This is a genomic window from Mucilaginibacter sp. UYNi724 (assembly GCF_054057495.1).
Genome location: NZ_JBSRZI010000007.1, coordinates 119,866 through 132,886, shown reverse-complemented (window position 1 = coordinate 132,886; position 13,021 = coordinate 119,866). Strand labels below are relative to the sequence as shown.

Below are 13,021 nucleotides of genomic sequence, written 5' to 3'. Positions count from 1 at the left end.
CGTTCGCATATCGAACTCGACGAGATTGCCACGTCGCTATGCCCCTCAACGACATAGAGAATAATCTACAACTCTTTCCGCATCACATAATCATTCATCCAATACGGGCCAATAGGGATATCTTCTTCCAATATCACCGTAAAACCCATTTTTTCGTAAAAGCTTTTGGCATTGTTATAACGGTTTACGTTGAGGTCTAAAGTGTGCTTGCCGGCTTCTATAGTTTTATCGGCAACGGCATCTATCAATATTTTACCGTAGCCTTTGCCCTGGGTTAGAGGCAGGCAGTAAAGCTTATGAAGTTTGTAGATCCCGGCATCTTCCTCGCGTGTCGAGTAGCCGGCGAAGGCTACAGGTTGCCCATCCTCTAAAAGCAACAAAAACGTTTGCTGATTTTCTGCTATCTGTTTGGTTATTTTTTCTACTGAATATAATTCCGCCAACATGTAGGCAACCTGCTCTTTGCCAAGCAAAGGCTCATAGGTTGGCCACCAGGTTTGTTCGGCTATCTGTATAATGGCACCCACATCGGCAACCGTTGCTTCTCTTATCAAATACATGGGCAATGGTTAGTGGTTTTCTTCAGGGTCTACCGTGTACGATGCCGTGCTTTGGCCTACCCCGAAGTATTCTTCCAGTTCAGTCAAGGTTGACGAGCTTGTGGCGATATCTTTGATAACCACACCTTTTTCCATCAGCAAAATGCGGTCGCACACGTCGGTTACATGGTTCAAATCATGGCTGGATACAATGGTGGTAACCCCATGGTTTTTGTTCTGGTCTTTAAGGATGTTCTTTAACCTGAACTGCGTGCTCGGGTCAATATTGGCAAAAGGCTCATCCAGCATCAATAACTCCGGCTGTTGCAGCAGGCATGCACCTACGCCAACTTTACACTGGTTACCTTTAGACAGGTCGCGGATGTATTTGCCCTTTTTGATGATCTCGCCGTTAAAAAACTCTGACAGACCCACAAGCTTTTCATCAACCTGTGCTTTGTTCTGGTTGTGTAGCCCGCCTATAAAATAAAGGTATTCCTCGGGGGTAAGGTAATCTATCAGGAAGCCTTCATCAAGGTAGGCCGCCGTGTAATTTTTCCATGCTTCGCCACCGGCAACTTTTTCGCTTTTTAATACCACCTCGCCTTTATCAGCACGGATCAGATCTAATATCATGCGGAACAAAGTGGTTTTTCCGGCACCGTTGTTACCCACAAGGCCGATGCTTTCGCCCTTGTTAATTTGCAGATATGGCACATTTACTACAGTTACACCGTTGTAAACTTTTTTAAGGTCTTTTATCTCTATCATGGTTATTTATTTCTGAAGCCTTCGGCTATTTGATATCTTTTAGTTTGGAAATCCTGGTCGAGTTTTTTGATCCAGAAATCGCGGGTTATGATGAATATGATGCCTACCACGGCTAATACAGCCAGGCCTACATTGGTATATCCTAAATAATTAAACGGCAGATAGATCAGGTACGGAAACAATATCAGCGGGAACGACAATAACAGCTGACTTGCACCTACACCCTCCCAGTTAAAGGAGGCACCTTTACTCAAGTCGATACGTTTATAGTTTCGGTTGGCAAAATAAAGTACAATGGTGGTATTGATGCCCAGGTTCCACAAGTACATCACAAAATGGATCATCACCGTTCTCCACCCAAAATAAACATACGGCGTGGTCAGGATAAAAGCTACCGTTGATACAATAGTGAACAGCAAATATTTAGCTTTCAAAAAATCGGTGAACTTAACTTTGCTTACCAGGATGCCATCAAAATGCGAGGCCTGCCAGCTAAACATAAATTGGCCATAATTGATGATGAAGATGCCCGTCATAAACATCCCTACAAATACCTTAAAGCCTTCGCCCATTTTTGGGTTGGTATAAAATATCAGCCCGTAAAACATAAAAAACAGCCCCATAATCAAAGCCGATTTCGGCCTTTTATTACGCAGAATAAGTTTTATCTCGTTAGCTACCAGGTCACCTATATTACCAAAACGGCCCAGGAACGGGATCTCGGTACTGCTTTTGGCGGCTTCTTTTTTAGAGCTTAATTCCTCCAGGTACAGGTTGCCTTTTAAATAGTAAAAGTTTACGTAGTACATGATAACGGCAAGTGCCAAAGGCAGCAATACCAGGTAAGGTTTTATGATAAGGTTACCAAAAAACAAGTATGATATTGCTTTAAGCGAATACCAGTGCCATAAGTAATCGCCGCAGGTAATTAAGGCTAAAAAGCCGCCGGCTATCAGGAAAACCCATCCGTTTAAGTTAGCTTTGCGCTTAATGTATAATGCCAGGTAGTTATTAAATAATGCTAACGCGATGATAGAAACCATAAAAGCACCCGCGATACCTGCGCCCGATGCAGGCAGTATCACCTTAATAATAAACGGCGCGAAAAGCACTATTGGCCATAAGTTAAAAAACGAAAGCATTGATGTAAGCGCCAGATAACCAACCACGCTATTACGCTTTACCGGCAGGTGCAAATAGGGCTGTACTTTCAAGGTAGGCAGTTCCTGAAGCTGCATCCGCAGCAGCAGGTCCGACAGGAAATACACTAATATGATACCGCAGAATGCAACCGTCAGGTTTTCCTTGGGGAACATTTTACTTAAAATAGTATCAAGGAAAATGCCGAAGGCAAGTACATATAAAAGCAGGATGAAGATCAGCACCCCCATTACTATTTTTATGGCAATGCTTTTACCTGTGTTTTTTGACCGCCAAAAAGATTTCAGCTCGTGATCGAAAAAGGTTGATATCATGTGAAGGAAGTAAGATTTAAGCCCGAAAAACCGGTGCGGTTAAGATACTAATATTTGTATCTGTCGCCCCAAAGTTTCTTCAGCTTTTCTTTTGATTCATTCTCGCGTGCATTGTTACCGGGATTATAAATTTTTGTCCCGCGGATCTCTTCCGGCAGAAAATCGAGGTCGGCAAAATTGCCTTCGTAGCTATGGGCATATTTATAATTTTTGCCATAGCCAATGTTTTTCATCAGTTTGGTTGGCGCATTACGCAAGTGCAGGGGAACGGGCAGGTCACCGGTTTCGCGTACCAATGCAATAGCCGCACCAATTGCCGTAGTTGCCGAATTACTTTTGGGCGATGTTGCCAGATAAATTACTGTTTGGCTCAATATCAATTGCGACTCGGGCATGCCTATCTTGTTTACAGATTCGAAACAAGCCTGTGCCAACAACAGCGCGTTAGGGTTAGCGTTACCAATATCTTCGGATGCAAGGATGAGCATCCGGCGGGCAATAAACAGCGGATCTTCGCCGCCTACGATCATGCGGGCAAGCCAGTACACTGCGCCATTAGGGTCGCTGCCGCGCATGCTTTTGATAAAGGCCGAAATGATATCATAATGCTGTTCGCCCGTTTTATCGTATAGGGCCATATTTTGCTGTACATGCTCCAACACCACATCATTAGTCAACACTATCTTTTTACTATCGAAGGCATTTACGAGTAGCTCAAATATGTTCAGCAGTTTGCGGGCATCACCGCCACTTAATCGCAATAGCGCCTCATGTTCTTTAATTATGATGTTCTTGTCCTTCAATACAACATCTTCCTTTTTGGCTTTCTCCAGCAAGTCGAGCAGGTCTTGTTCTGCCAGATGCTGCAAAATATAAACCTGGCACCGCGACAGCAAAGCGGAGATTACTTCGAACGATGGGTTCTCGGTAGTGGCGCCAATCAGCGTAACAATGCCGCGTTCTACGGCACCCAGCAGCGAGTCTTGTTGAGATTTAGAGAAGCGGTGGATCTCATCAATAAATAGTATCGGCAAAATCTCACCCTGCTCTTTTAATAAGGAAGCCTTCTCTATAACCTCCCGCACATCCTTCACCCCCGAATTGATAGCGCTCAGCGAAAAGAACGGACGGTATAGCGATTGCGATATTATATAAGCCAGCGTAGTTTTGCCAACACCCGGCGGCCCCCAAAAAAGCATAGATGGCAGCGTTCCACTCTCGATAGCCTTGCGCAAAACAGCACCCGGCCCAACAAGGTGTTTCTGGCCCACATAATCATCCAATGATTTTGGGCGCATGCGTTCGGCTAATGGCGGCAGGTTGATCATAAGTGTAAAAATCAGCATTAGAAACACTAAATCCTAAAAAAGTTAGTAATTTTATAATAACAATTATATGCCGCAACAGTTTACCCAAGCCACCTATCATTCCATTTGCGACGAACTTGGCGCAATGGATGCCGACTTTGCCAACGTTATCAAACTATACGGTTACCCCCCATTTTGGTCGCGGCCAAACACGTACGAGAGCTTGGTGCATATCATCCTGGAGCAGCAGGTATCGCTGGCATCGGCATTATCTGCCCTGAACAAACTTCGCGAACGTGTGCAGGAAATAACCCCGGCCCGCATCCTGTTACTAACCGATGCTGAAATGCGAGAGTGTTATTGCAGCCGACAGAAAACAGCTTACCTCCGCTATCTCGCCGAAGCCATCATCAGCGAGCAAATTAATCTTGAAGCGTTTGAACAAATGGAAGATGAGGACATTCGCCGGCAGCTTACCGCCTTAAAAGGCATTGGCAACTGGACGGTAGATGTGTACGTAATGTTTGCCCTGCAACACACCGATGTTTTCCCGGTAGGCGATCTGGCCATTGTAAACGCGGTAAAGCGCCTTAAAGGTTTACCCAAGGAAACCACCAAAGAAGAATTGATTGTAATAGCCGAACAATGGCAACCCTATAGAACAGTGGCGAGTATGATGCTATGGCATTATTATTTAAGCGGACGAAAGAGCCCCCCGGCCCCCTGAAGGGTGAGCAGAATAAATAACCATGTCATTTCGAGGGAAGCGCAGCGACGAGAAATCTTATACGCCCTGCAATTGGCTACCTACTGCTCGTATATGATTTCTCCTCGTACCTTGTTCGAAATGACGTTTTTCGCTATAACAAAGCCCGCCTAAAAAATCAGACGGGCTTTAAGCTTTTCAAAGATTCCCCCTTCAGGGGGGTTGGGAGGTTACACGTTAAACAACCCGTTACGTTCCTGCTCCTGGTAGTTTTGTACCGTTTCTATCGCATTGCTTATCACATCGCTTAGTGCGGTGATAAACGAGCCCGGTTTGGCAAGGCTCATGGCATGTTTAATGGCATCTATTTCTTTCGGTACAATCTCGAAAGGCGTATTGCCGCCGATTGCAATACCTTGTTTTAACAGGTCTAATATATTCTCTTCGGTACGGCCGCGCAGGTGTTTTTCCTGGCGGAGAATGATGTAGTCGAACATCTCTGCAGCTATTTTACCTAACTCAATGATATCCTCATCGCGCCTGTCGCCGGTACCGGCTATGATACCAATTTTAAGCGGCGAATCTATATGACTCAGGAAAGTTTTGATCCCGTTAAAGCCATCAGGGTTGTGCGCAAAATCAATCATGAAACGGAAATCTTTAAACTCGAAGATGTTCATACGCCCCGGGGTTTGCGCAGCAGATGGGATGAACGTTTCTAACGAGATCTTGATATCCTCGGTTTTAAAACCATGCAGGTAAGTAGCCAGTGTAGCCGCCATTACATTATCGATCATGAACGGAACAGTACCGCCAAAGGTTAGCGGGATCTGGATGGTGCGCTGCACGCGGATCTTCCAGTCGCCTTTTATAATGGTAATAAAGCCATTCTCGCATACGCAGGCTATACCGCCTTTTTTACAATGCGCTACAATAACCGGGTTTTTCTCGTCGCGGCTAAAGTACGCCACATTACAATCGGCTTTTTTACCAACCTGTACACAGTATTTATTATCGGCATTTAAAACAGCCCAGCCGCCTTTTCTAACAGCGTTGATCACCACGCTTTTTACACGGGTAAGGTCGTCAAGGGTGTGGATGTCTGACAAGCCAAGGTGGTCTTCCTGTATATTGGTGATCACACCAATATCGCAAGAGCTAAAGCCAAGGCCCGAGCGCAGGATGCCGCCACGTGCAGTTTCCAGCACGGCAAAATCAACTGTTGGGTCTTTCAATATAAACTCACTGCTTACCGGGCCGGTGGTATCGCCCTTTAGCATCATGGTGTTTTGTACGTAGATACCGTCGCTGGTGGTGAAGCCTACACGGTGCCCGTTATTTTTTACGATATGCGCTATTAAACGGGTGGTGGTAGTTTTACCGTTAGTGCCGGTAATGGCAATAATAGGGATCCGTGCCGATTTACCCGGAGGGTACAGCATATCTATCACATGGCCTGCCACGTTGCGCGCCAAACCTTCGCTTGGGGCAATGTGCATCCTAAAGCCAGGCGCTGCGTTCACTTCCAATACCACACCGCCGTTCTCGGTAAGGGGTTCGGTAAGGTTTTGCGCCATAATATCTATCCCGCAAATATCCAGGCCGATGATCTTGGAGATGCGCTCGCAAATAAAAATGTTTTGCGGGTGCACATGGTCGGTAACATCAATGGACGTACCACCAGTACTTAAATTAGCGGTCGATTTTACAAAGAGCTTTTCGTGTTTCTCCAGTATGGTCTCTAAAGTATAACCTTTCTTTTCCAGCAGGTCTAAGGTATCGCGGTCAACGTCTATCAATGTTAAAACATTTTCGTGGCCGTAACCGCGGCGCGGGTCTGTATTTGTTTTGTCGATCAGTTCCTGAATGTTCAATTCGCCATCGCCTATGATATGGGCCGGGTCGCGCAGGGCGGCGGCTACCATTTTATTGTCTATCACCAGCACCCTAAAATCGTACCCGGTAACAAATCGCTCCACAATAACGCGGCGCGAAATTGCGGCGGCAAACTCATAAGCGGCAATCGCATCTTCTATAGTATTGATGTTAATGCTGATGCCGCGGCCATGGTTACCATCAAGCGGTTTAAATACCAGCGGGAAACCAATTCGGTCAATAGCTTCTATCACCTGCTCGGTTTTGCTGATGGTCATCCCCTTTGCAACCGGGATGGCCTGCTCCTGTAAAAGGCGCTTGGTCTCATCTTTATTGCTGGCAATGTCAACGGCAATGCTGCTGGTCTTCTCCGTCATGGTGGCGCGGAAACGTACCTGATTTTTACCGTAACCCAATTGCACAAGCGATTGGTTATTCAGCCTTATCCAGGGGATGCGGCGGGCAATGGCTTCTTCCACTATCGAGCCCGTGCTTGGGCCCAGGCGTGTATTCTCACGAATTTCGCGCATGGTCTGGATATCTTTTTCCAGGTCGTACTCGGTACCGTCTATCAAGGCCTGCACGATATTCACGGCCGATTCGGCAGCAAAAACGCCCACCTTTTCTTCTACATAAGCAAACACAACGTTGTACGTGCCCGGTGTTTTAGTTTCGCGGGTGCGGCCAAAGCCGGTTTCCATCCCCGCAAGGGTTTGGATCTCTAAAGCGATATGCTCTATCACATGCCCCATCCAGGTACCTGCAATAACGCGCTCAAAAAAACCGCCCGGTACGCCCGGCGAACAGCGGTGACTGTACAGGCTTGGAATAAGCGCTTTCATACGCTCGTAAAAACCATCGATGGTGTTAGACGGGTGTTCCTCCATTTCTTGCAGATCTAACCGCATCTGTATTAATTTTTTTCGGCTAACACTCCAAAGGTTCGGGCCACGTAATACCTGTATATTTTCAATCTTCATATATGCTTTAAAAATGAATCGGGAATTTCTTTTAAATCTAAAGAACTTATCAATCTAATAAAATGTTTCGGCCAAAAAATGCAGTTTTATTAATTAAACCATTAGTTTTTAATCAATTTTATTTTAATTTGTATAAATTGATACAAAGATTATGGATGCCCCTAAAGGAAAATTAATAATAATTGGTGGTGCTGTTGATATGGGCAGTAATGTAAGTGTGCTGGAGCATATCATGCAACCTCACTATATCAAATTTTTTGAAAAAGGTATTTTGCGGCGCATCATTAATGAATCGGATAAGCACGAAGGTTCTGTTGTGGAAGTAATTACCACCGCATCGCAGATCCCGGAACTTGTTGGTAACGAATACATTAAGGCCTTTAACCAGCTTAATGTTACCCACGTTAACATTTTACATATCAAAAGCCGCGAGGATGCCGCCAACCCCGATTACCTGGAGCGCATAAGCAAGGCCGATGTGGTGATGTTTAGCGGCGGCGACCAGCTGCGCCTAACCGCTATTTTTGGCGGTACGCAGTTTTTGCAGATCTTGAAACAACGCTATCAGAACGATAACTTTATTGTTGCAGGTACCTCAGCAGGTGCTGCGGCGGCATCAACCCACATGATTTACCGCGGGCAAAGCAACGAGGCCCTTATAAAAGGCGAAGTGCAAATAACCGCCGGCCTTGGTTTTATAGATTCTGTGATTGTGGATACGCACTTTGTACAGCGCGGCCGCATCGGCCGTTTATTATACGCCGTTGCCACCAACCCCGGCATACTGGGCATTGGCCTTGGCGAAGATGCAGGCCTTTTAATTACCGAGGGCTGTATGATGGAGGCCATAGGATCGGGATTAATAATGTTGGTTGATGGCAAGAATATTGTAGAAACCAACGTTTATGATGTAGAGATAGGCGACCCCGTTTCTATTGAGAATTTAAAGGTGCATGTAATGTCGATATTTGACAAGTACGACCTGCAGCAGCACCGCATGATCATCAAAAAAGCGGTTAAGGTTGAAGAGAACGTTTATATTGGCGTACCGGACGGTGAAAGCAAAAGCGATCTATTACAATGAAACTGATCATACACGGCGGGTTTTTTAGCGAATCTAACACAAACCAGGAGGTAAAAAAAGCCAAGCAGGATGCCCTGCGCGAAATTGTTACCCTGGGCCACAAATATCTGGAAAGCCACACCGCCGCCCAAACTGTGGTGTACACCGTACGCCTGCTGGAAGATTGCGACCTTTTTAACGCAGGCACCGGCTCGCAGATCCAAAGCGATGGCAAGATCCGCCTGAGTGCCTCCCTGATGGATGGCAAGACCCAAAAGTTTAGCGGTGTTATCAATATTGAGGATATTAAAAACCCCATTTGCATTGCTGAAAAATTAATGGAATATGACGACCGCGTACTTAGCGGACAAGGCGCAAGCGGCTTCGCATCCGAAAATGGCTTTACTTATTACAACCCCGAAATACCCCAGCGCCGTAAAGAATACGAGAAAAAACTAAGCGACTCTATCCGATTGGGTACCGTTGGCTGCGTGGCGCTTGATATTTATGGCGATATAGCCGCTGCTACCTCTACCGGTGGCAAAGGGTTCGAGATCCCCGGCAGGGTAAGCGACTCAGCCACCACGGCAGGTAATTATGCCAATGCCTTCGCGGGCATTTCCTGTACAGGCGTGGGCGAGGATATCACCAGCGCGTCGGTAGCGTCAAAAATTGTCACCCGCGTAACCGATGGCATGCCCCTATCTGTCGCGACAGCAAAAACCCTCGACGAAATGAAACCTTATGATGGTTTTGCAGGCATCATTGGCATCACCAGCAATGGCGATATTTACCATGCCGATACCCATCCTTACATGGTTTGGGCCTTGCACGACGGCGAGGTAGAGGTGTTTGAGTAATGGGGATTGAAACGCTAATCACTAACTGCACCTGTTTGCTATTTCAAACTATCATCATAATTCATATCATCTGCAGATGAATCCTGCGCCATCTCTTTAAAAACAGCATCCATTCTTTCGAGTTCCGTTTTTATGTGGGCCATTACTTCCTTATCCTCAGGGTCACTATGCAGAATGGTTATCAGACCTTTTAAATTGGCTAATGGGCTTCTAAGGATATGCGATTGTTTCCAGATCATCTCTCGTATAAACCCAATGTTTGTTTTTATACGCTGGTACGCCAGTTGCAAACGCTGCTCGGCTTGTTTACGTTCGGTAATATCAGAAATCGCAAGCACCAGCCCCAATATTTCATTCTCTTTATTGAATATCGGGAACATTTTAACATAGTACCAGATGTTACCGCCATCTGGCTGGTCGTACGTAACTTCATAGCTAATGGTATTACCTTTAAATACATTATCAATATTACCTAAGAACTGGGCGCGCCTGTTCTTAGGTAAATGATCAAAAAATTTGCCGCCGTTTTTAGGGTCAAAATTAAATTCCTGCTTTGCAAATGATAGGGCTATATCGTTATATTCCAAAACTTTCAGATGGCGGTCTAATAAGGCGTAAGCAGTATCGGTAGTGTTTAAGATGGTTTGCAAGTTGGCCTCCGACTTTTTAAGCAAATCTTCCGCCTTCAATTTTTCTGTAACATCAACTGTTGACGAGATCCGCACGGGCCTACCCTCAAATAAAATGTCTTCAGAAATTATACTTACAAAAATTACAGTTCCGTCCTTTTTTAGGTGTTTAACCAAGCCAAAATCCACAGCACCGGTAATTTCTTTCTGATAGCTTAACAGTTGCCGATCCCAATCTTCTGCCGGCCTGAGTTTTTTTACACTGGTATTCAGTAATTCGTCCTTGGTGTATTTGTAAAGGATGGAGGCGGCCTCGTTAACAGCAATAATGGATTGATCATCCTTAGCGATGATCCATAGTGGCACCGGATTACTCTCAAAAAGCAGCTTGTATTTCTTTTCAGATGCCCTTAGTCCCTCTTCGGCTATCTTCCTTTCGGTGATATCTATCATCGAACCTATAATTGTTGGTTCGTCTTCAATAATAGCGCGGCTACCATAAAATTCTACCCAGTTAGCGCTGCCGTCTTTCATTCTTCCCATGGCCTCGTAGTGCACGCTATCTACTTCGCCCTCTACCCGCAACCGTATGTTTTCATTAGATATCGCCTGATAGTTTGGATGGACAATGGCTTCAACGGGTTCTCTGCCTATCAATTCGTTCGGTTCGTATCCAAAAACCTCGGCAAAGCGCGGGTTTACATATACAAATTTCCCTTTTTGTACAATGTAAATTCCAACCATGGATTTATCGGCGAGCGTTCGAAACTTCAACTCCGCATGGATCAGTTCCGTTTCCATCGCCTTGCGGGCCGTGATGTCTCTGGAAATAATCATTATCCTATCGTTAGTAAACTTTTTACCATTAATTTCAAGGTCGATGACATCCCCGTTTTTCTTTACCAATTTCCGCTCGCCGGTTACAGATTCACCCACTTTTTTTTCAGCATATCTAAGAGGGTGAATTTTTAATATTTCGGCGTTTATGAGGGCCGTAATATTCATGGTCAAAAATTCTTCTCGTGTGTAGCCCGCCAGCCGGCACATGCTATCATTTACCTCGGTAAAGTTACCCTGCGAATTTACTATGCAGATCGCGTCAGACGCTTGTTCAAATAAAGAAAAGTATTTCTCTTCACTTTGTTCAATCCTGCGTTTGCCCTGCAAAATGGTGTTAATTAGCGTTTTGATATTTCTAATAATATACAACGACAACGAAAGGGCGATGGCTAAGAAAAGCGAAATTAAGGTAATGAACCGTTTGGATGTGGTGTGGTATATTTTATTATTCTCTGTATATATTTGTTTACCTACGCGTACTTGCAATTTCATTAATAGGCTTAGGTTTACGGTAAATGGTGCCGACCCGGCATAGTCTTCGTTCTTTATAAATGCTTCGAGCCCCTTCTGGTCTTGTTTAGTTAACAGGATAAGTAATTCCGTGTATTGTTCGTCAGCCTTTCGTTTTGTAAGTTGTGTTTGTTTAACCAATAGCAACTCTTCAGGCGTAAGGTAAGTTTGCCGGTATCTGCCCCAGTTATCATTTATTACCTTCTCTGCTTGTTGTATTCTTTTTTCTGCGTCCCTGAAACTGAGCATATGGTTTGCCGTATTCTGGGCCACCGTTAATATTTCGGTATATGCAAACCTAACGTTGGACAATTGCTCAAATGGCAGCACCCTATCGGCATACAGCGTTTGGGTGTTTTGATTCATGTTTTCGAGGTCGTTAATGCCGTAAACTCCCAGCGCCACAATACTAACTGCCGTAATAAACAACAGGGTATACAATTTTGCAGAAGCGCTGACCTTATTTAACATAACACATTTAATTTTAGGTAACAAGTTTTTCGCTTTTTGTTTAGATTTAAATTGCTCACTGGGATAACTAAACCAATTATCTATCTAATAGACAGGGCATTGTGTTAGTAAAGCTAAGTTATTCTTTTAAGTTACACAAATATGCCGCTTGCGGTTTTCAAGCTTTATTATTCAACTGTATATACCAAAAGAGCCGGCGTTTCGTTCAAATCCAAATAAAACATTCAATTATTGCCTAAAAGCCATAATTTGCAAATTCTAATAATTGTAGTATCTTTACATACCAGTTAAAATAATTAACTTAATATCCCCCGATTATAATTTAAATGCGATACATCATTTTAGTAATTTTTTGCGCTTTAAACCTATCGGCATCTGCCCAGTGGTGGCGCGGCGATTTTAAAAAACACGCGAGGTACCCTCAGATATCTCAAGTGAAAGACCTTTCCCTTAAACGGTTTTTATCGGCCAAACAATTAGTGTATAATCCAAAAAAGCTTGCAAAAAACATCATACCCCGCAGTCAGTTTACCCTGGAGATAAATGAGCGCATTGTAATGCGCGCGGCCCAACATAACATGCGTTTCCGCGAATATGCCTTAGCCAGCTACCGATTTAGCGAACTTGCCAAGATCTACGTTGGCGAGAACCGCCTGTCGGAAGCTAAGTGGTATTACCTGCAAAGCATCCTGATCTCTAAACAACAGAACGACTACCAGCACACCATAAATAACTTAATTAGCCTGGCACTTATCAAAGCCGACCTTGGCGATCTTACTCAGGCACAACAAGATCTTGCAGAAGCGCGCGACCTTGCACGTACTACAGGCCGTACTGATGACGTTAAGTTAATAGATACCAAGATCAAATTTGTACAAAGCAACAAGGTTTGGTTACCAAAATCAGAGCTGCGCTACGCCGAAGCTGTTGACGTTACTGGTAAATCCAAATAAAACCTGTTTTTGTAACAATTAGGTAAAATGCGGCATCTATAA

Annotated in this window: 10 protein-coding genes; 4 read left to right on the top strand and 6 right to left on the bottom strand. The window is 44.6% G+C overall.

The window, feature by feature from the left end; genetic code table 11:
- Positions 1 to 65: 65 nt before the first annotated feature.
- Genes ACVW0P_RS12235 through ACVW0P_RS12220 form a run of 4 tightly spaced genes read right to left on the bottom strand, consistent with a single transcriptional unit; the run spans position 66 to position 4,113 of the window.
- Positions 66 to 560, bottom strand: coding sequence for an N-acetyltransferase family protein (locus ACVW0P_RS12235; RefSeq protein WP_457132337.1), 495 nt, complete (start codon positions 558 to 560; stop codon positions 66 to 68).
- A 9-nt stretch (positions 561 to 569) separates the two neighbouring features.
- Entirely contained in the window at positions 570 to 1,310 is a 741-nt protein-coding gene (locus ACVW0P_RS12230) for an ABC transporter ATP-binding protein (protein ID WP_457132336.1), read from the bottom strand.
- Positions 1,311 to 1,312: 2 nt separating this feature from the next.
- Complete coding sequence (locus ACVW0P_RS12225; RefSeq protein ID WP_457132335.1) at positions 1,313 to 2,785, bottom strand: DUF5687 family protein; 1,473 nt, start codon at positions 2,783 to 2,785, stop codon at positions 1,313 to 1,315.
- Positions 2,786 to 2,832: 47 nt separating this feature from the next.
- A complete protein-coding gene (locus ACVW0P_RS12220; RefSeq protein WP_457132455.1) occupies positions 2,833 to 4,113 on the bottom strand; it encodes a replication-associated recombination protein A in 1,281 nt (426 codons plus the stop codon).
- A 67-nt stretch (positions 4,114 to 4,180) separates the two neighbouring features.
- Here ACVW0P_RS12220 and ACVW0P_RS12215 point away from each other — a divergent pair, with 67 nt between their 5' ends.
- A complete protein-coding gene (locus ACVW0P_RS12215; protein ID WP_457132334.1) occupies positions 4,181 to 4,819 on the top strand; it encodes a DNA-3-methyladenine glycosylase family protein in 639 nt (212 codons plus the stop codon).
- Positions 4,820 to 5,028: 209 nt separating this feature from the next.
- Here the strand turns inward: ACVW0P_RS12215 and cphA are convergent, their stop codons facing one another.
- Positions 5,029 to 7,653 carry a cyanophycin synthetase gene (gene cphA, locus ACVW0P_RS12210; RefSeq protein ID WP_457132333.1) on the bottom strand — a complete coding sequence of 875 codons (2,625 nt, stop codon included), beginning with the start codon at positions 7,651 to 7,653 and terminating at the stop codon, positions 5,029 to 5,031.
- A gap of 151 nt (positions 7,654 to 7,804) precedes the next feature.
- Here cphA and ACVW0P_RS12205 point away from each other — a divergent pair, with 151 nt between their 5' ends.
- Together ACVW0P_RS12205 and ACVW0P_RS12200 are read left to right on the top strand one after the other, a co-directional pair.
- A complete protein-coding gene (locus ACVW0P_RS12205; protein WP_457132332.1) occupies positions 7,805 to 8,737 on the top strand; it encodes a cyanophycinase in 933 nt (310 codons plus the stop codon).
- Positions 8,734 to 9,576: an isoaspartyl peptidase/L-asparaginase gene (locus tag ACVW0P_RS12200; protein ID WP_457132331.1), complete on the top strand. Its 843-nt coding sequence runs from the start codon at positions 8,734 to 8,736 to the stop codon at positions 9,574 to 9,576. The genes ACVW0P_RS12205 and ACVW0P_RS12200 overlap by 4 nt, the downstream gene beginning before the upstream one ends.
- A gap of 38 nt (positions 9,577 to 9,614) precedes the next feature.
- Here ACVW0P_RS12200 and ACVW0P_RS12195 read toward each other — a convergent pair whose 3' ends face one another.
- Positions 9,615 to 12,026: a PAS domain S-box protein gene (locus ACVW0P_RS12195; RefSeq protein WP_457132330.1), complete on the bottom strand. Its 2,412-nt coding sequence runs from the start codon at positions 12,024 to 12,026 to the stop codon at positions 9,615 to 9,617.
- Between the two features lie 326 nt (positions 12,027 to 12,352).
- Here ACVW0P_RS12195 and ACVW0P_RS12190 point away from each other — a divergent pair, with 326 nt between their 5' ends.
- Positions 12,353 to 12,979, top strand: a complete 627-nt coding sequence (locus ACVW0P_RS12190; RefSeq protein WP_457132329.1) for a hypothetical protein — start codon at positions 12,353 to 12,355, stop codon at positions 12,977 to 12,979.
- Positions 12,980 to 13,021 lie beyond the last annotated feature (42 nt).